Origin of the sequence: Microcystis sp. M015S2 (assembly GCF_020245945.1) — a bacterium.
Classification (GTDB): Bacteria; Cyanobacteriota; Cyanobacteriia; order Cyanobacteriales; family Microcystaceae; genus Microcystis.
Genome location: NZ_JADBTX010000050.1, coordinates 81,582 through 100,193, shown reverse-complemented (window position 1 = coordinate 100,193; position 18,612 = coordinate 81,582). Strand labels below are relative to the sequence as shown.

Sequence of the window (18,612 nt, the reverse complement as noted above, 5' to 3'; positions counted from 1 at the left end):
TAGCTAGCTACAGCACTTATCTTAATGGTGAGGTATGAGATTTTCGGTTTGGGGAGATGGGAGACAGGAAAAGATGCCCTATTAGGTTACACTTGATCTTGAGCAGAAACGCTTTAGGAAATAAGAAATAGTCTTTTGTTACTTTTTACTTGACCTTCCATGATTATTCGCGAGGCTAAAGAAACAGATCTACCAACAATTATCGATATCTATAATGCTGCTGTTCCCACTCGCAAGGCAACCGCAGATTTAAAGCCTATTTCCCTCGAAAGTCGGCGAGAATGGTTTAAAAAGCACGATCCTGAACAGTATCCCATCTGGGTAATAGCGCTCGAAGGTCGGGTGGTGGGTTGGCTGAGTTTACAGATGTTTTATGGTCGTGTCGCTTACCAAAAAACGGCAGAGGTTAGTTTATATATTTCCCCCGATTATCAAGGTCGTGGAATCGGTAAATTATTAGTAGAATATGCCCTGAATTGCTGTCCAAAATTGGGTATATCTAATCTTATCTGTATTATTTTTGCCCACAATCAAGCCAGTATTCGTCTCTTTGAAAAATTCGGCTTTCAACGATGGGGTTATTTACCCCAAATTGCCGCTTTAGACGATTTTCTGGCTGATGTGGTCATTTTAGGGAAAAAAGTCGCTTAAATAGGCAATTTTCCCCATAGCTAGACTAAATTCTAGACTTAATTGAATATCAGCATTTTCTGGTTCGCCTAGAGATGATTTCTGGGTGAGAGAAAAGAGATAGTCTTCATCACCCTTCCTTAGCATAATTTTTTCTCATCAAGAAACTACTATCAAGGCTTAAGTTTTCTTACCAGACTCAGTTAATTTATCGATTAGGTCAAGCTTTGTATCGAGAGCATCCCAGATATCCTATACTTATTTTACAGCGTTTCCGATCATTTACCTGGAACCTTGCGCCATGTTTGCCTTAGTTTCAACAGATAAAATCGAGCTACCGGCGGTGTCCTTAGTGAGATTACCTGCCACCTGGCTAGATTATCAAACTTTGTCTCGGCAAAGGGGCGACAATTCTCGGCCTAAAATCAAATATCACAATGGAGAAGTCTTGCTTATGTCTCCACTTCCTAAGCATGGACGTGATGCCCATTTAATTGCTAATATTATCATCACCTTATTGGATTATCTGGGCCGTGAGTACGAGGCTTTTACTCGCGTAACCATGGAATTACCAGAAACAAGTGGTATTCAACCAGATTATAGTTTTTATATTGACCATTGGCCGGCTATAGCAGGGAAAGCCAGAATTGACTGGGCAAATGATCCTCCTCCCGATTTAGTATTAGAAATTGATGTCACCAGTTACTCGAATGTGGATGATTATCTGCCTTATCAAGTACCTGAAATTTGGTTGTATCGTCAGAAAAATCTCTATATTTATCGGCTAGAGAATCAAGAGTATATCCCTCGCCATCAAAGTCAATATTTTCCTAACTTTAACCTACAAAATCTAGTTTCTTTCTGTGGGGAAATTGCCGACAATCGCAATAGTAGTATGGCAATTCGTCAACTAAAACAACATCTCGAAGATTTTTATATAGCGGTAAGCGCTTGAGTGAGATACAGACCAAGCCTTGCCTAGCATGGTTTATAGCTCGTGACACTGTACTTCATACGACTGCACACCGCTATAGTATTTAAACTAATTTTTCCCGCTGACAGCCTCTTTCATGGCAAGCAAGTAAATCCTCCCACTCCTGTTTCCTCTATCTAACCATGAATAATTTTAAAATACTGCTCATCGGTTACGGTAATACTTTAAGAAATGATGACGGAGTGGGAGTGAGAATAGCCGAAATTATTGCCGAGGAGAATTGGCCTCATGTGCAAGTCATCGCTACCCATCAATTGACTCCTGAGTTAGCAGCCGATATAGCTGATGCTTCCCTAGTTATTTTTGTTGATGCAGTATTATCTAATCAAACCGATATCCAGATAGAAAATTTAGCAGCAGTTACGGAATGGAATAATTTAGGTCATGCAGAAAGTCCCGCTTCTTTATTAGCATTAACTCAAGCAATTTATCAACAAACCCCCAGGGCCTGGGGAATATTTATTCCTGCTATTAATTGTGAATTTGGTGAAGAATTATCAACAATAACTCAAAAGGGCTTGACAAATGCGATTAAAGCTATTAGAAAAATTATTACTTCTGAGGATTTGACTGAATACCAAAAGCAGGACTTTGATAATCTTCCGGCAGATAATTTTCAGGAATAGTGCTGTGATTGCCATCCCGGAGAGCCTTGTAGTGAGGAGACATAATTTCGATACCGACTTCGTTACATTTATCCTGAATATTTTGATGTAATTCAGAATAAATATACACCATTTTGCTAGGATGATCGGTGTAGGCATTGAGCTGATAGCTGACATAAAAATCATCGAGACTGGTTTGCAAGACAAAAGGAGCAGGTTCTGAGACAATAAATTTGGTTGCTAAGGCTGCTTCTTTCAGGGTTGCGTGAACCTTACGCCAAGGTAAATCATAACCGAGAGTGACTGTGGTTTGCAAAATTAAAGGCTGTTTGAATTCCCTTTGAGAGACACTAAAGTTAATCACATTGGTGTTTAACAGCGATGAATTAGGAATCGTGATAATTCTATTAGCCGGTGTGCGAATACGGGTGACTAATAATCCTTTTTCAATCACATCTCCAATAACATCACCAATAGAAATTTTATCTCCTAGTTGAAAAGAGCGGGTATAGATGAGGATAATTCCTCCCACCACGTTAGCGATAGCAGAGGTGGAACCCAAGGAAAATAGCACCCCTAAAAATACCGACACCCCCTGAAAAGCAGGAGAATTAAATCCGGGTAGATAGGGAAAAGCGATGACTATAGCTAAGGCAATTATCAGCAGTGACAGTAAATTATAGGTTGGGTTTGCCCAATCGGGATAGAAACCATTAATTACTAAAGTTCCTCTTTCCAACGCAGTGAAAAATGGTTTAATTGCTCTCAACAGATAGTGAGTTATAAAAACAATTAGCAGTATAATAAAAATATTGGGTAAATATTTTGCTATCTCTTGGGAAAAAACTTCCAAAGCACTAAAAAAGTATTGCAGAAAACCATCACCAAATTTTCTAGTCCAGGGAAAAAGACGAAGGACAAAAGTTAAATAAAAATAGAGAATAGTTAAAATAATTAGAGTTCGGATAAATTGCAAAACTCTTAGGGAAAAAAATCCTATTGTCTGGGAACTAATAATCTCAAAATTTTGGAATACGACCCCAGGAACTAGGGAGGTGATTAATCTCTGAATCTGGGGAAAAACCCGCGAAGATATAAAAATCATCGTCCAGAAAATTAAGACCGTGGACAGGGTAGCACTTACTGTCAAAACTGCATCTTTTAAGAGGTTATCTGGTTGACGTTCTTGACGATAACGGACAATGGCCACTTTAATCTTTGCTAAAGCTCGTTCGGCCAATACTTCTTGACTTACCGCGTGTAATTTGGCATCTTTAGAAGTAATAGTAGCAATAACCGTATCTGCCAAAATAATCGAAGGGTTTTTGTCTTCAGGATCGATTTTTATGCTTAAATCCTCAGGAGAAAGGGCATCGTCATCGGCAATTTTTTCAATTCTGGCTGTAATCGATTGCGCTCTTTCTTGCGCTGAAAAAGAACCTATTCCTTGCCGAATAGTAAAAAGTTCTTGATTATCAAGCATTACGGGAAAAACTTCTCCCAAAGTTTCCAGGGGTGTTTCCTGTCCTGGTTTAGCAGGATTATTCTGGGCTGCTATCATGAAAATGGGGGACAAAGTCAGTAACAAAACTAAACAAAACAGCCCTAGGTAACGCCAGATTTTTTTCATCTTCTAAGCCACAATTGCACAGGAGCGATCGAGTTTAATACCTCTTTTTTTCATCGTAGCATGGAATAGTTCTGTGGATAACACCTGTTCCACGGGATAAATCCCGGCTTTTTGGAGTTTTGCCGCTAAGATTAATTCTGCCACGCTCCCAGTTCCCCAGCCAGCTGCTTGGGCAGTATTCTCGTGAAGCATAGTTGCTTGATAAACTGCTTTTTGCTGCCCTTGCCATCCGGCGACTTTTGCTAACATTGCTACCCCAATTCCCGAAAATTTATCGGTTACTTCTGTCATGCGATAACTAACTTGGGAAAAAAACTCGATTCCTCGAGAACTTTCTACCCAAGCATCGGGAAAAATATGGGCAGTAATCCAAGTTAAATGATTATAAAAATCGGGAATAGAACCAAATTTTGTGATCACATTTTGCACTTGAAAAGATTCAGCAAAAGTATAGGTTTCTGGCATATCAAACCAATAAACACCAGTTTTACCCAAAGGAGCGGGAAAGTCAATTACTTCTCTAGCAGTATAGGGTTTAATCTCTTGCCATTGTCCCTCAATCCAAGCTAAAAAAGGCTTTTTTAAACCGAGAAAAGTTGTCCGCATCACAGTTAATCCCGCACCTCCTGAACCGGCTACGGCATAATTTAAACGGATCGTTTCTACCCTATCTAATTGTTCCACTCCCTCCCGCACTATACTATTAGAAATACCAGGAAAAATTCCCGTATTAACCACGGCAGTTATTCCCGCTTTTATCGCTAATTCTCGATAAGGGATTAACTTTTGATAAAAAGAACGATGATCACTAACATCAATATAATTGACTTTTTCTTCGATGCAAATTTTTACTACCCTGCCATCGCGATAATGAAAGGGACCGGCACAATGAATGACTAAATCACTATTTTTAATTGCCTGTCTAAGCTTGTCTATTTCTTCTAAATCTAAAGCCAAAAACTGCATTCTTGGCAGTAATTTAATGGCTTTTTCCTTGCGTCCTGTGATAATAATTTTAGCTGAAGTATGATTAATAATATCTAGGGCGACACTTTGACCAATGCGACCGGTGCCACCTAAAATTAAAACAGTTTTTTCCATGGCAACTATCAATAATATTTGTTGCCCTATTATAGCATCCTCTTGGCAATTTTGCCTATTTTCCAAGATGAAAAATTCAGAATAATCCCAACTTATTTAATGCGTCCGAGGGGCAAGAAAATGGTTAAAATCTCACCTTCTTCAGGTTTTTGACGCACAATAAATTTACCTCCCAAAGCTTGAAAAAGGTTTTTAGTCACCTTCATATTCAGACTTAAACTACCCGTTTCTGGTTGAAACATTAAGACTTTTCCTAAAGCTTTGAGAGTAAGATTCGGCGATTGTACCCGAGTTTGGAACTGCATTTTTAATTGATTTCCTGCCGTTGATATATGTACCTGCAACAGGCCACCACTAGCCATACTGCGAGTACATTTTTCCACGACTCCATTTAACATTTGATCCAATAAATTCGGGTCACTAATTACCGAAGGCAATTTTTTCGGTACATTAACTTCTAAATTGACATTGCGCCGTTTAGCTTGTTTTTGCCACCGGGGAATACTATCTTGAAAGACTTTTTCTAGAGCAATTGGAATTAATTGAATCGGTTTATCCCCCAGAGGATTAATACCCAATTCTGCGGCTCGGAAAATTAATTCCATGCGCTGAATTTGTTCACTACATTCTAAATCGATTGTTTCTAGATATTTCTGCACATCTTCCGTTACTTTTGCCCGTTTTAATAATAATCGGGTAATGGTGCGAATGGTGGTTAAAGGGGTGCGAATTTCGTGGGTTAAAGCTCGCAATAATTCCAAATCACAACCCGATTCTAAATGAGAATTATCTTCCTTTGGCGGAGTGATTTCGGCATTGATAGGCGATTTCGTTTTTTTCAGGTCTAAATTAGGCTGGTTGGGTAAATTTTGCAGTAATTGACGACTAAATTGGCTAACTAGACGGTAATCCGGCGAGGGACTGCCATTAGCCTCGATAATTGCCTCTAAAGTCCCGATTTGTGGATAACGCAGATTAACTAATCGTTGCCGCAACTGCTGCCAAGCTTGCTGAGTGAGGACGGGATCAAAGGAAAATTGAAAAGAGGACAAACCCCACTGATCCTCGCCTAAAACCAGCAAAAGAGCGAAACTTTCGCTAAAAACCAGACAAAATCTTTCATTAGCAATCGGATCCGTTGGCAAGAGGGGTAATTCATGGATCTCTGTTGGGGAAACATCGGCGGCGGATTTTTCCTGAGAAGGCAATTGCAAACCCGGCCATTGTAAATGTTTTAAAGCTTTAACGGTGAAAACACCAAATTCAAAACCCGTTAAAGCCTTGCTTTCTCTGACTAAAGCCGTCGGACCGGAGAGAATTAAACCCCGACCGGCGGCAGCATTATTTTGGTTTTGTAATAAGATATTTTCCAAAGCGGCGATCGCTGCGAACCATTCACTTTCCGCTTTCAGTTGCGAGCGCTTGAGCCATTCCGATAAATTAGGATAAAAAGCATTGGGGGTGAAAGTTTCCCGGTCCTGATGGTCAGTCGGCGGGAAAATATCGCTTAATTTCGGTAAAGACCCCTTTAACATCGTCTTCATCACTGACTAGATATAAATTCCTTACCTAGAATAGTACCCCCGTTAATGCTCATCCCATAACGGTAAAACCGAACTCTATTGGCAGTGATATCCGCGTTTTGATAACAGTTATCTTAGTGGTGAGGCAAGAACTCTCTGGTTTTAGGGAGTCGGTCGTCGATAACAAATTAGGTTAGACTTGATCTTGAGCAGAAAGGCTGTCAATCGGCTTAATGATTTGTAATATAGTTTAGTCCAGTTGATCACCTATGCCAGTTGTGGGGTTCGTGGCTCAATTCAACCTCGATAAGTCTGATATTTAATTACACCTCCCCACTTATGTATTTTTTTGTTACATTTAAGTATTTTTTGCCTATCTATAGTTATTATTGAATGAGTTAAAGTGTTCCCCAATTATTTCCCTAACTAACCAATCTTTGATCTCAAAACCTTTTGCCTTGACGTTAGGTCAATGGGAGGAATCATCGGGTGTTGGAGGGACTAACATAAATGAGCGTCAAAACTTGGAAAAATTTATGCAAAATATTTCTCCAAAAAGTTTAACCTAGGTTGATTGGTATAGGCGTAATCCTGTTTATCCTTAGCAGCAAATACAAGATCAAGATTATTCTTTTAATTCATTAAGGAGGCTCTTCATTGAAAACTAGCGCAGTGATAAGAACATCAATTATAACCATCATAGGAACTATTGTAGTTGCCTGTGGAGCTTCCCTTGAAGAATATCAGAAGTTTGCCAAATCTGGTCAGGAATACGCCACCGCTCTTGATAGCCTGTTAGTTATTTCTGGTAATTATTTTGTGGATGCTAATTCAGAAAATTTGATTGCTAATGATTTACAGGATCAAGATAGAGACAGTAGTAACTATGCTGAGACTACCAAAGAAGATGATGAGTGGCTCACTTTAATTGCCGAAATGCGTCAACACAACCGTCTATTAAAAGAATACTTTTTTGCCTTAGAAGATTTAGCCACTTCTAATGCTCCTCAAGAAGCGAGAAAAGCGACTGATAATATTTTTAAACAGTTAAATAGTATCAGTAACAGTATTCAGGCTAACCCTAGAGTTGGTTCGATTCCTGTACCTTCGATTCCTGAGATTATCCTCAGTCAAAAAATCAAGGGTGAACTAAGGAAAGAACTAGAGGCAAGGAAGGAAGCAATTTATCGAGAAATTGCTATACAGGAGGCTTTACTGAAACTGCTTACCAGTCAGATTAAAACTGATTTAAAGGATATTCAAAACCTGAAAGATGAGCGCTCTGTTTTACCCGCATTTGCTGCTGAACAACCAATTGAAAAACCCGATGATTGGATAATTAGACGCAGACAAATTAGAACGATGACTCTTTCAGTTCAAGGGTTAGATGACGCAACTAAAGCAACAGAATCTTTTAAGGAGTCTTTTAAATTGCTCTTGGAAGATAGATTTACCATCGGACGTGCCAATGCTTTATTATCTGAGATCGAATCTCTCATCAACGTATCGGAAGATTTAAAAAGATCAATCAACCAAAACAAGACGACCACAGGATTAAAAGACAATGACCACAAATACTGATAGACAAAAATTTCTCGATGAAATTAGTGCAATTCAAAATCAATTGACCATTTCTGGTATTCTGGGTAAGTTTCCTGATGATGACCAAAAAAGGCAATTTAAGCAGTTTCGTACAGAGTGGAAAAGACTTGTTAATAAAACTCGTATCAATATTGCTAATATTTTAGTTAATGAACTAAAAGCTAATGAAATTGAACTACATGAAGGAATAGATGCTATCAATAAAGAAATAAAAAAACTTGATGATACGGTTGGTTTTCTAAACCTTTTGGGTAGAACCATCGAAATCCTTGGCAGAATTATTAAACTTTAGTTTATGTCACTGCTTTTTGTAATAGTTCAATATTAAAATTAACTATAAGTTATCCATTATACTAGGGTAACTTATCCTTTTTAAAGCAAGTTCACAAGGGATGCTTGTAAACTTTTCTACCAGTCATTGCCTACTTGGCGTTGCTGAATCAAGACATGGATAAGCTAAGACGCATTTTAACCACCTATACTTAGATTAGCTGAATCTCCTCCAATCCCTTTACTGCTGCAAGAGTACCTCATCTCAACAAGCAATAAATTAAATCTAATGAAAACAATCCAAGAAAAAAGTAGCTCAAGTCTATGTATATAAAGATATAGAGTGCAATAGTACATTCAAAAAAGATAGCGAAAACAGTTGTTATTTGATATAATCTTAGAAAGTCTTGGTACTCTAATTATGACACTCGACAAACTTTTGAAAGTAGGAGAAATTAGTTATTTAAACCAATCCTTGCTCAGATTATTTCTAGTGATTTCTTGTCTTTTTGTCTTTTATTGCCTATAATTTTCCTCACTTTTCTCATTAACAAGGAGAATACAATCATGCAACCTCTCAACTTTTCTATTATCCAAGAAATCAAACATCAAGGAATTTGTGATGCTTCTGCATCCACTGCTTTAGGAGAAAATAAATTTGTTATTGGTAATGATGAGGCGGATACAGAATTAGGTAATATTCTCTGGATTTATTCCTCTCAAGAGTCGGGAAAAGCACTGGAAACAATTGACATTAATAGTTGGCTTAAAAACAATCCTAAAAATAAAGAAATCGACTTGGAGGGGGTAACTGTGCTAAATGACATAATCTATTGGATTACTTCCCATGGCCGCAATAAAAATGCTGAACGAAAACTCCCTCGTCATCAATTTTTTGCTAGTAAAATTACCGATGACGGCTCTAGTATAGTTCAAGTGGGTGAGTCTTATACTCAGTTAGTCTTGCGCGATATTATCGAAGACTCTCAATTGGCTAAAATATTTGATTTCAAAACAGCAGAAACCAAAGCTCCCAAAGCTAAAGGTGGATTAAATATTGAAGGTTTAACGGCAACTCCAGACGGAAATATCTTAATCGGTTTTCGTAATCCTATACCAAACGATAAAGCTCTTTTATTAACTCTAAAAAATCCTCAAAGTTTAGTTATTAATTCCACCAATGCTCGGGCTGAATTTGGTGATCCTATCTTGTTAGATTTGGGAGGATTAGGAATTCGTAGCATTGAATTTTGGCCGGCTTTAGAAGTATATTTAATTATTGCTGGAGAATTTCATGGAGGCGATCAATTTGTTTTCTATACTTGGTCAGGAAAAAAAGAAGATGCACCAGAAAAGATAGAATCACTGCAATTCCCTGACGGGTTTCGTCCAGAAGCTTTGTTGTTTTATCCCCATTTCCCAGATCGCTTTCAGATTTTAAGCGATGATGGTACAATCGAGCGAGTTGGTAATACTCCCTGTAAAGATATTATCGATAAAAATAATCCCGAAAAATATTTCCGCAGTATTTGGGTAAAAGTTAATTAATACCAATTCTCACCCATAAAAACTACAGATCGAATTATCGAATTTAAGTTCCCCATTTTAAGGGAGACGAAGGTGGGGGGATCGAACTCTTGTAGCCAGATTTTGGAGAATTGATATAATTAGCCATCCCTCTTAGTCTAGAACAAAAATAGCTTTAAACCCATGTAGGGATAAGCTTTAAGCTCAAAAAAACCGTTGATCACGTCTTCTCAATGGTTTTTTATCCTAGAAGCTCTATTAACCTTTTTCTCTTATCCAGAGGACTTTTGGGTTCGCAAAGGGACAAAAAAGTGTGGAGAATTCTCCCATAATCGCTACAATTTTTCTAGAGGCTAAGTATCGACCTCATTTAAGTTATTTTGTACTCATTAAAAACCATGAAAATTCTTCACGGTACTTGGATTCCCCAATCAACGGACGAATTTATTCAGAAGGGTAGCTTTTATCTTTGGGGAGAAACTAGCACCCCGAAAAAGAGTCGCACCACTGCTGATAATTATCATCCTTTTCAGTTAAGCAAAGAAGAATTAACTAGCTTCCTTACCGGAGAGTTAGGAATAGTTCAATCGAATTATAATCCTCTTAGTCGGCAATTTGTCCCCCGCTACTTTCTTTTACCTAGCCAGGATAATCAACCTTTACCCTCCTTAGAATTACTGCGTTATCTAGAAAAAGAACCCCCAGAAAATAGCCAATGGCAATCTTGGCAAATTGATTGTTATCCCCTTAATCCTGTACTTAAACTGCTCAATGATCTGCACTTTATCTGTCTTTACAACTCCTCAGAGATTCAGTTAGGTGCAGATTTACTTTTTTGGTATCACTACAGTCAAGCTTTTAAAGAAATAATTCTCAAAGATAACTATATTCCTGCTTTTAAATATCGAGAATTAGCCACAGATAACAAGAAAAATGCTAACTTTGCCATCTATCCTCTTTGGGAAATTATATCGGCAACCTACGAAACCAATCTCGATCGCTATCTCGAATATCTTCCCCGCATTTGTCTTGCTGGTGCTGAAAATACCCATGCTTCACCACAATTATACGATCCCAAAACCCTACTCCGGCACTTCTCCGAATGTCTCCTCAATGAAATTGTCACTAATACGGCAATTCCTGCCAGTTTTGAGAAAAAAATTAGCGAAACAATTATAGGTGATTGCTTCTCTGTGACTAAAGCTGCTGGATTTCTGCAAACTGCCGCTGCCTTAGAAAAATATCAACAGTGGCAAACTTGGAGACAGCAATTACTAGGAGACCAAAATATATCTAGTTTTACCCTCGGTTTTAAACTAACAGAAGCACCAGAAGATAATATTGAACAGTGGCAAATTACTTTTATCCTCATCTCTAAACAAGACCCCTCCCTGCGATTAGAATTAGACGAATATTGGTATGCAGTACCAGAAACTAGAACAAGCATAAGAGCGCATTTTGGTCAAGATTTAGACAAAAATATTTTACTAAGTTTGGGTTATGCTGCCCGTATTTATCCCCCCATTTGGCAAGGATTAGAAACGGATAAACCGACGGGATTTTCTCTCAACCTTACAGAAGCTTTTACTTTCTTAAAAGAAACTGCTTGGATTTTAGAAGATGCGGGATATAAAGTGATTATTCCCGCTTGGTGGACTCCCCAAGGTCGTCAACGCGCCAAAGTTCGGCTAAAAGCTACTTCTAAATCAGGCAAATCTACCCCCGTTAGTAAAGGAATTTTTAGCCTTGAAAACATCATTGAATATCAATATGAATTAGCCATCGGTGAAGAAACTATTACCCAAGAGGAATGGCAACAATTAATTAACACCAAAACACCCCTAGTTAAATTTCGAGGTCAATGGGTAGAATTAGAACAAAATAAAATGCAGCAAATGCTAGATTTTTGGCAGAAATATCAGCAGGAAAATCCTGAGATAAATCTGATTGAATTAATGAAAAAAGCTGCCGAATCCCCAGAGGAGATTATTGTTGAAACCGATGAATTTTTGGGTTCTATGCTAGAGAAATTACAAAATCCTAGTCAACTAGAACCGAACGAAAATCCTCCCCAATTACAAGGAACGCTGCGGGAGTACCAAAAGCGGGGGGTTGCCTGGATTCAATACCTAGAACAATTGGGGTTAAATGGTTGTCTTGCTGACGATATGGGATTAGGAAAAACCCTACAGGTAATTGCTAGATTGATTGGGGAAAGAGAGGGAGATAATAAGGTTTTACCAACTCTGCTAGTTGCACCCACTTCTGTGGTGGGAAATTGGGCAAAAGAAATTGAAAAATTTGCCCCCCATCTTCGGGTTTTAATTCATCATGGTAGTAAGCGCTATCAAGATGAGAGCGAATTTCAGACAGTAGCTAGTCAACAGGATATCGTCATTACTTCTTTTACCTTAGTTCGCAAGGATTTGAAATTATTTAACTCGCAATCTTGGCAACGTTTAGTAATTGATGAAGCACAAAATATCAAAAATCCTAAAGCGGCACAAACTAAAGCAATCTTGAGTTTATCTGCACAACATCGTCTCGCATTAACGGGAACTCCAGTAGAAAATAGACTGCTTGATTTATGGTCAATTTTTAACTTCCTTAACCCTGGTTATTTAGGTAAAGAAACTCAATTTCGTAAAGCTTTTGAAGTGCCAATCCAAAAACAAAATGATCGTCTCCAGTCCACGGTTCTCAAAAAATTAGTGGAACCTTTTATTCTGCGTCGGGTAAAAACCGATAAGCAGATAATTAAAGATTTGCCTGACAAAGTGGAAAACAAACAGTATTGTAATTTAACTAAAGAACAAGCTTCTCTCTACGAAGTTGTTATCAAAGAAGTGGAAAAACAATTAGAAGAAGCGGAGGGAATAAAACGCAAAGGATTAATTTTATCTACCCTGATGCGCTTGAAACAAATTTGTAATCACCCGCGTCAATTTTTACAGGATAACAGCGCTTTTACCCCTGAGCGATCGCATAAGTTAGAGCGTTTGGGAGAAATGCTAGAAGAAGTAATTTTAGAGGGAGATAGTCTGCTAATTTTCACTCAATTTACTGAAATCGGGGACTCCTTACAAAAGTACCTCAAACAAACTTTTCGCTATAATACTTATTATCTTCACGGGGGGACTTCTCCACCAAAACGAGAACAAATGATCGAAGAATTTCAACATCCCGAAACAGAACCTTCCGTATTTATTTTATCCTTAAAAGCTGGGGGAGTGGGGATTACTTTAACCAAAGCAAATCATGTTTTTCATTTTGATCGTTGGTGGAATCCTGCGGTAGAAAATCAAGCAACTGATCGCGCTTTTAGAATTGGTCAACAAAAAAATGTTTTCGTGCATAAATTTGTCACTTTGGGAACCTTAGAGGAAAGAATTGATGAAATGATCGAGGAAAAGAAAAAGGTAGCAAATGCTATTGTTAGTAATGATGAATCCTGGTTAACGGAATTAGATAACGAAAGTTTTCGTCAGTTAATCGCATTGAATAAACAGACAATTATTTAATCGAGGTAAATCTATGAATAAATTTAGTAAAACTTGGTGGGGACAACGCTTTATAGAAGCATTAGAAGAATTTACCGACTCAGCGCGTTTGAGTCGAGGACGTTCCTACGCAAAAAACGATAAAGTTAAAAATTATCACATTGATGGTAATTTAATTACTGCTCAGGTGCGAGGTTCCATTAATCCCTACTTTGGAGTTTACAAAGAACCTTTGTATAGCGTGAGTATCGAGATTAAACCAATTACTAAAGCAGAGTGGTCACAAGCTTTATATAATCTTGGTTCAAGAGCGAGTATGATCTCTAAACTGCTGCTCAAAGAAGTTCCCGATAATATTGATGAAGCATTTAGCGATCTGAATCTCCACTTATTACCCCACAGTCAAAAGGATTTTATCACCAATTGTTCCTGTCCCGATTGGGAAAATCCTTGTAAACATATTGCTGGAGTTTATTACCTCGTTGCTTCCCAATTAGATCAGGATCCTTTCCTCTTATTTGAATTACGCGGTATCTCTCGTCAAAAATTACTGCAAGAGTTAGCAAAAACTCCCCTCGGTAAGCTGCTTTCCTCCTCCATCCAAGAGGAAAAAATTCCTCTTAACCCCGTTACTTCCTATCACACTAAACCCGAAACTATACCAGCATCAGAAACAATTGATCTCAAAGAATTTTGGCACTCTCATCACCGTTTACCCGAAAATACTCAGTTAGTTAAATCCGCAACTATTCCCGCAATTGTCATTAAAAAAGCTGGTGATTATCCTGCATTTTGGGATAAGGATACCTCCTTTATCGAAGTAATGGAAGAAATGTATCAACGGGTACGCAATAAAAATGCTGGTATGTTATAATTAGTTAGGTGTTAAAAATTGTCAGACACCCCTCTTGGTTAAAAGGAAATTAAGGGTAGATTAAGGCGGGATCGGCACCCCCTTTATTAAGGGGGGCAGGGGGGATCAGAAGTCTGAAAAAGCATTCTATTTTTTAAGACAAGCAGAATCTATGAACCAAGAATCTCTCAGCTTTGTCCCTGGGAATGTCAAGTTAGCCGATCGCTTTTTAGTTTGTGGATTGGGTAGTCTCGGACAACACTGCGTCAAGTCTTTAAAAGAGTTTGGGGTTAGCGTTGTCGGTATCGAACTAATACAGCCTCCCAGTTGGGAAATTAATGATTTTCCCGATTTATTAGAGGAAATAATTATCGGTGATTGTCGTCAAAAAAACATTTTAGCAAGAGCGGGAATCGATCGCTGTCGGGCTGCTTTAATTGTCACCAGTGATGAGCGAATTAATGCCACTACTGCCCTAATTATTCGGCAATTAAATCCCCTTACCCGCTTAGTGGTGCGTTCTTCTAAAGATAATCTCAATCAGCTACTTAAGGAACGTTTAGGCAATTTTATCGCCTATGAACCCACCCAACTACCCGCCAATGCCTTTGCTTTAGCCACATTAGGCACAGAAACCCTCGGTTTTTTGCATCTTGACGGTCAGAAATTGCGGATTATCCAGAGACAAATTAGCCCCGAAGATGGTTTACTCGATCGCTTTTTAGGTGATTTAAATACCCCCACCCGTCGTCTGTTAGCACACACAGCCCCCGATGAACCTTTAAGGGCTGGATTTTATCAATGGTCTCCCTCCACCACTATCGGGGCCGGTGATACCATTACCACCATCGAGACTACCTATCAAAACATCGATTCTACCCGCCAGAAACCGTCAAATTCTCCCCAGAAGTTGCGGGATTTTTGGCAAAAATTACGCAAAGAAATCCAACAATTCTGGCAATTGAGTTTTCAGCAGCAAATTCACCGGGTGGCTTTCCTGTCAATATTTATCATTATCCTGCTGGTAATGATCGGGACTTTTCTTTTCCATCTCTACGCCCCGAGAGCTTCCTTTATTTCCTCTCTTTCAGGAACAGCGATCCTTTTATTAGGTGGTTACGGCGATGTTTTCGGTGGCTCTAACCCCGAAGATTTAAATGCAATTCCCTGGTGGATGCAGCTATTTAGTCTCTTTTTAACCTTAGCTGGAACCGCTTTTATCGGGGTTCTCTATGCCCTTTTGACGGAAACTTTATTATCATCAAAATTTCAATTTATCCCTAACCGTCCCCCAGTTCCCCAACAGAATCATATCGTTATTGTGGGCTTAGGTCGAGTCGGCAAAGAAGTGGCTAATTTATTACTAGAAATGCAACAGGCGATCGTCGGGGTCAGCTTAAATAGGGATTTTGATGCGACTATCCTGCCAAAAATGCCCCTGATGACGGGAAATATCGAAGAATCTTTAAAAAATGTCAATTTAGATAGGGCTAAAAGTATAGCGATTGTTACTGATGACGAAATCCTCAATTTAGAAGTGGCCCTAACCACCCGCAAACTCAACCCCCAAAGCTACTTAGTCATCCGCACCACCGACGACAACCTTAGTCAACAATTAAGTCAAATTCTGCCCCGCTCTCACATTTTGGGAACCAACACCGTAGCGGCAGAAGCCTTTACGGGGGCCGCTTTCGGAGAAAATATCATCTATCTGTTCCGTTGGGCGCAAAAAACGATTCTGGTGACAGAATACGAGATCGAAGCCGGAGATACTCTCAATGGTAGCTCGATCGGGGATATTGCCTACGGTTATCGAGTCGTGCCGATCCTACACCAACGAGAACGGCAAGCCCCGAAATTAATGCCCGAAGATTATCTCAATTTACGCATCGGCGATCGCATTGTGGTGCTGGCCACCATCAACGGACTGCGACGGGTGGAACAGGGTCGTCGCACTCCCAAAACTTGGCGCGTGCGGGTGGAAAAAGCCTTTAACCGCAATATTGCCGCAGAAGCACCCACCGTGATCAGTCGTTTTTCTAATTGTCCCCTGAAAACCGCCAGCGATCTCATGGAAAATTTGCCGGCGACTCTGGGCGCTCCTCTCTACGAACAGCAGGCGATTCGATTAGTTTCCGAGTTGAAAAAAATTCAAGTTCAAGCATTGGCCATTCCGATTAACCCGAAATCGGGGTAAATGGGAGTTATACTTTTTTTGTCAAACTAGAAGGCTCTCTTGGTCTTTTTTTATGCAGTTAAAGTGACAGTAGCCTTGGCAGTTTGTCCGGAATCAGAAGTAGCAGTAATAGTAATTTTATCCCCAGGATTTCCTTGTGCAGGTGCAGTGTAGGTAAATTTGGCATCAGTCGTATTTTTATCAATTTTACCGCTTTCTGGCGGTGAGATTGTGATGGTGTAGTTACCAACGGGATTAATGCTAAATTCTTGGATTCCATTTAATGCTAAATTTTGGCGAGGCGGAGCGATCAAAATCGCTGGAGGTAGTCCCTGTCCAGTGGAACTAGCCTCTACAATTACTTTTTTCTCTACTTGACTAATTAAATCGGGAATAAGACGTTCGCTAAATCCAGCCACAAAAGCCATTGCCAAAAGTCCATATAAATAGGTGTCATTCCCCTTATCTTCAGTGCTACGCCGAATATCTATGGGAAAAATGTTAGAGTTAAGAATTAGCAGAATAAAGAAAGCGAAACTTCCCCCTAAAATGGGTTTGGTTAAACCAATTAACAATGGCAAGAGGTCATCGTCATATTTTTGATTTTTGGGATTATCAAAATCTTGCAAACGAGTTAGAAGACTAACTCCTCCCCCTAAAGTGCCTGTTATCCACATCAAACGTATAATTGTTATTACTCTGTCCTCGGTATTTGAGCTACTTTCTCCCTGAGCATTTTGGCTACTTTCTCCCTGAGTATTTTGGTTACCTTCTCCCTGAGTATTTTGGTTACCTTCTCCCTGAGCATTTTGGTTACCTTCTCCCTGAGTATTTTGGCTACTTTCTCCCTGAGCATTTTGGTTACCTTCTCCCTGAGTATTTTGGTTACTAGATTTTATGATTGGAGGTAAGGAGAGTAACTCTTTCACCGGAGAGAAGTTCATAATAAACCAATTTACAGGTAAAGCGAACACTAATCCAATTAAAACTTTTGTAGGTATTTTGAAAGAATGGAAAAGATTATCTCTGAAGTTTGCTAAACCACTAACCTTAGAACCTTTTGGGATTTTTCTTAATCCCGTTCTGGCGGCATAGCGTAATTTTTGTGCCAAAATAATATTAGGTTGACCTGTTAAAGATTTAATCGCAATTTCCCCGGCATCTACCACCGACTTTACTTGCATGATATCACAAGGTTTTGAAATGTTCATGAGTTCTACCTGCGCTATCCCTAGTATTTTAATTAATTTGGCTAATTCTCCCTGTACTTCCCGGTCTAATTCTGGAGGAAATCCCGCTACTTGTTCTTTGGTTTTTCCCAGTAAAATATCAATTCTTTGATTTAGTTTGATCACCTCATCTCTAGCTTTAATTTCATTGATTAAATCGTCTAAAGTTTGAAATAAAACACTTGCTTCTTGTAGTTGTGCAAAATTATCTTTAAATTCCTTGACTAACTTTTCAAAGGGTTCATCTACTTCAGGAATTGAACTATATTTGTCTAAGTTATCCTTCAGTTCAGCAATCAAAGACTCATTTTTCTTTTGTAATTCCACAGTGGTGGAAAATTTAACCAAAGTATCTTTAACTTTTGTTTGCCAAGCAGTTAGCTTTTCCTTGAGTTTTGGCAAGTTTGCATCGTTAGCATTAGCATCGAATACAATCGTAATTGTTGTAACTAAACTATCAGTTTCTTGGCTGAAAGTATCAAGAGGAGTTTCTGAACTTTTGCCAGTAGATAAAAGGTTGATTGTCTCTACAAGCTGATCTATATGAGCTATTATTTGTTTTTCTAATTCTTCTCTGCTAGGTAAAGGGTCTGAAAAAGTTAATCCACCTAGTTTTTGAATAAGTTCATCTTTTAAATTCTTCGTTTCTTGAATGATATCTGTGGCTTCTTTTTGGTGAGCTAATTTAACTTTCAGAATAAATTCATTAATTTTTTGTTCGATAGCAGGATTAAGATTAATCATGATTGTCTTCTCCTAAAAAAAGGCGAAAATGGGCTCAAATTCGATTATCTCCCCGATGCTACAATAGTTATCATTGATTTTCTGCAATTATTTATAAATCTTGATAAATTTTTATTTTTTTAACTCAATTCAGTCTGCCGTAGGGACATAACACCGTTATCTCCTCAACATCGTTATCTCCTCAATAACCGCACACCGGGATTAGCACTCAAGCCCTAAGAGTGCTAA

The 18,612-nt window shown here is 38.8% G+C and carries 14 protein-coding genes; 9 read left to right on the top strand and 5 right to left on the bottom strand.

The genetic code is table 11. The features are described from left to right. The first annotated feature begins 159 nt into the window (after positions 1-159). Complete coding sequence (locus IM473_RS10700) at positions 160-651, top strand: GNAT family N-acetyltransferase (RefSeq protein ID WP_287657764.1); 492 nt, start codon at positions 160-162, stop codon at positions 649-651. On the opposite strand, the gene IM473_RS10695 is transcribed toward IM473_RS10700, so the two are convergent. Beyond that, the gene (locus IM473_RS10695) at positions 631-777 is read right to left on the bottom strand and encodes a hypothetical protein (protein ID WP_287657762.1); all 147 of its coding nucleotides are present in this window, start codon (positions 775-777) and stop codon (positions 631-633) included. The genes IM473_RS10700 and IM473_RS10695 overlap by 21 nt on opposite strands. Before the next feature lie 154 nt (positions 778-931). On the opposite strand from IM473_RS10695, the gene IM473_RS10690 reads away from it, so the two are divergent. Together IM473_RS10690 and IM473_RS10685 are read left to right on the top strand one after the other, a co-directional pair. Next, entirely contained in the window at positions 932-1,585 is a 654-nt protein-coding gene (locus tag IM473_RS10690; protein ID WP_287657760.1) for a Uma2 family endonuclease, read from the top strand. Between the two features lie 161 nt (positions 1,586-1,746). Then, positions 1,747-2,250 carry a hydrogenase maturation protease gene (locus IM473_RS10685; protein ID WP_287657759.1) on the top strand — a complete coding sequence of 168 codons (504 nt, stop codon included), beginning with the start codon at positions 1,747-1,749 and terminating at the stop codon, positions 2,248-2,250. Here the strand turns inward: IM473_RS10685 and IM473_RS10680 are convergent. From IM473_RS10680 to IM473_RS10670, 3 genes are all read right to left on the bottom strand, one after another. Next, positions 2,177-3,859 (bottom strand): mechanosensitive ion channel family protein, encoded by a 1,683-nt coding sequence (locus IM473_RS10680; protein WP_287657758.1) that lies wholly within the window; start codon positions 3,857-3,859, stop codon positions 2,177-2,179. The genes IM473_RS10685 and IM473_RS10680 overlap by 74 nt on opposite strands. A gap of 3 nt (positions 3,860-3,862) precedes the next feature. Beyond that, positions 3,863-4,960 (bottom strand): saccharopine dehydrogenase family protein, encoded by a 1,098-nt coding sequence (locus IM473_RS10675; RefSeq protein ID WP_287657757.1) that lies wholly within the window; start codon positions 4,958-4,960, stop codon positions 3,863-3,865. A gap of 92 nt (positions 4,961-5,052) precedes the next feature. Beyond that, positions 5,053-6,495 (bottom strand): sensor histidine kinase, encoded by a 1,443-nt coding sequence (locus tag IM473_RS10670; protein WP_287690441.1) that lies wholly within the window; start codon positions 6,493-6,495, stop codon positions 5,053-5,055. Positions 6,496-7,155: 660 nt separating this feature from the next. Between IM473_RS10670 and IM473_RS10665 the strand changes: the two genes are divergently transcribed. From IM473_RS10665 to IM473_RS10640, 6 genes are all read left to right on the top strand, one after another. Then, positions 7,156-8,064 carry a hypothetical protein gene (locus IM473_RS10665; protein ID WP_287690439.1) on the top strand — a complete coding sequence of 303 codons (909 nt, stop codon included), beginning with the start codon at positions 7,156-7,158 and terminating at the stop codon, positions 8,062-8,064. Beyond that, a complete protein-coding gene (locus IM473_RS10660; protein WP_287657753.1) occupies positions 8,048-8,377 on the top strand; it encodes a hypothetical protein in 330 nt (109 codons plus the stop codon). The genes IM473_RS10665 and IM473_RS10660 overlap by 17 nt, the downstream gene beginning before the upstream one ends. A gap of 545 nt (positions 8,378-8,922) precedes the next feature. After that, positions 8,923-9,903: a DUF3616 domain-containing protein gene (locus IM473_RS10655; RefSeq protein WP_287657751.1), complete on the top strand. Its 981-nt coding sequence runs from the start codon at positions 8,923-8,925 to the stop codon at positions 9,901-9,903. A 377-nt stretch (positions 9,904-10,280) separates the two neighbouring features. Further along, positions 10,281-13,403 (top strand): DEAD/DEAH box helicase, encoded by a 3,123-nt coding sequence (locus tag IM473_RS10650; protein ID WP_287657749.1) that lies wholly within the window; start codon positions 10,281-10,283, stop codon positions 13,401-13,403. A gap of 13 nt (positions 13,404-13,416) precedes the next feature. Further along, positions 13,417-14,256 (top strand): SWIM zinc finger family protein, encoded by an 840-nt coding sequence (locus IM473_RS10645; protein ID WP_287657747.1) that lies wholly within the window; start codon positions 13,417-13,419, stop codon positions 14,254-14,256. Between the two features lie 151 nt (positions 14,257-14,407). After that, positions 14,408-16,432 (top strand): potassium channel family protein, encoded by a 2,025-nt coding sequence (locus tag IM473_RS10640; RefSeq protein WP_287657745.1) that lies wholly within the window; start codon positions 14,408-14,410, stop codon positions 16,430-16,432. 50 nt (positions 16,433-16,482) lie between these two features. On the opposite strand, the gene IM473_RS10635 is transcribed toward IM473_RS10640, so the two are convergent. After that, the gene (locus IM473_RS10635; RefSeq protein WP_287657743.1) at positions 16,483-18,384 is read right to left on the bottom strand and encodes a hypothetical protein; all 1,902 of its coding nucleotides are present in this window, start codon (positions 18,382-18,384) and stop codon (positions 16,483-16,485) included. Positions 18,385-18,612 lie beyond the last annotated feature (228 nt).

Excerpts from the sequence above, each read along its gene's own strand:
- IM473_RS10700 (WP_287657764.1), top strand. The coding sequence starts at position 160 with ATGATTATTCGCGAGGCTAAAGAAACAGATCTACCAACAATTATCGAT.
- IM473_RS10695 (WP_287657762.1), bottom strand. The coding sequence starts at position 777 with ATGCTAAGGAAGGGTGATGAAGACTATCTCTTTTCTCTCACCCAGAAA.
- IM473_RS10690 (WP_287657760.1), top strand. The coding sequence starts at position 932 with ATGTTTGCCTTAGTTTCAACAGATAAAATCGAGCTACCGGCGGTGTCC.
- IM473_RS10685 (WP_287657759.1), top strand. The coding sequence starts at position 1,747 with ATGAATAATTTTAAAATACTGCTCATCGGTTACGGTAATACTTTAAGA.
- IM473_RS10680 (WP_287657758.1), bottom strand. The coding sequence starts at position 3,859 with ATGAAAAAAATCTGGCGTTACCTAGGGCTGTTTTGTTTAGTTTTGTTA.
- IM473_RS10675 (WP_287657757.1), bottom strand. The coding sequence starts at position 4,960 with ATGGAAAAAACTGTTTTAATTTTAGGTGGCACCGGTCGCATTGGTCAA.
- IM473_RS10670 (WP_287690441.1), bottom strand. The coding sequence starts at position 6,495 with ATGTTAAAGGGGTCTTTACCGAAATTAAGCGATATTTTCCCGCCGACT.
- IM473_RS10660 (WP_287657753.1), top strand. The coding sequence starts at position 8,048 with ATGACCACAAATACTGATAGACAAAAATTTCTCGATGAAATTAGTGCA.
- IM473_RS10655 (WP_287657751.1), top strand. The coding sequence starts at position 8,923 with ATGCAACCTCTCAACTTTTCTATTATCCAAGAAATCAAACATCAAGGA.
- IM473_RS10650 (WP_287657749.1), top strand. The coding sequence starts at position 10,281 with ATGAAAATTCTTCACGGTACTTGGATTCCCCAATCAACGGACGAATTT.
- IM473_RS10645 (WP_287657747.1), top strand. The coding sequence starts at position 13,417 with ATGAATAAATTTAGTAAAACTTGGTGGGGACAACGCTTTATAGAAGCA.
- IM473_RS10640 (WP_287657745.1), top strand. The coding sequence starts at position 14,408 with ATGAACCAAGAATCTCTCAGCTTTGTCCCTGGGAATGTCAAGTTAGCC.
- IM473_RS10635 (WP_287657743.1), bottom strand. The coding sequence starts at position 18,384 with ATGATTAATCTTAATCCTGCTATCGAACAAAAAATTAATGAATTTATT.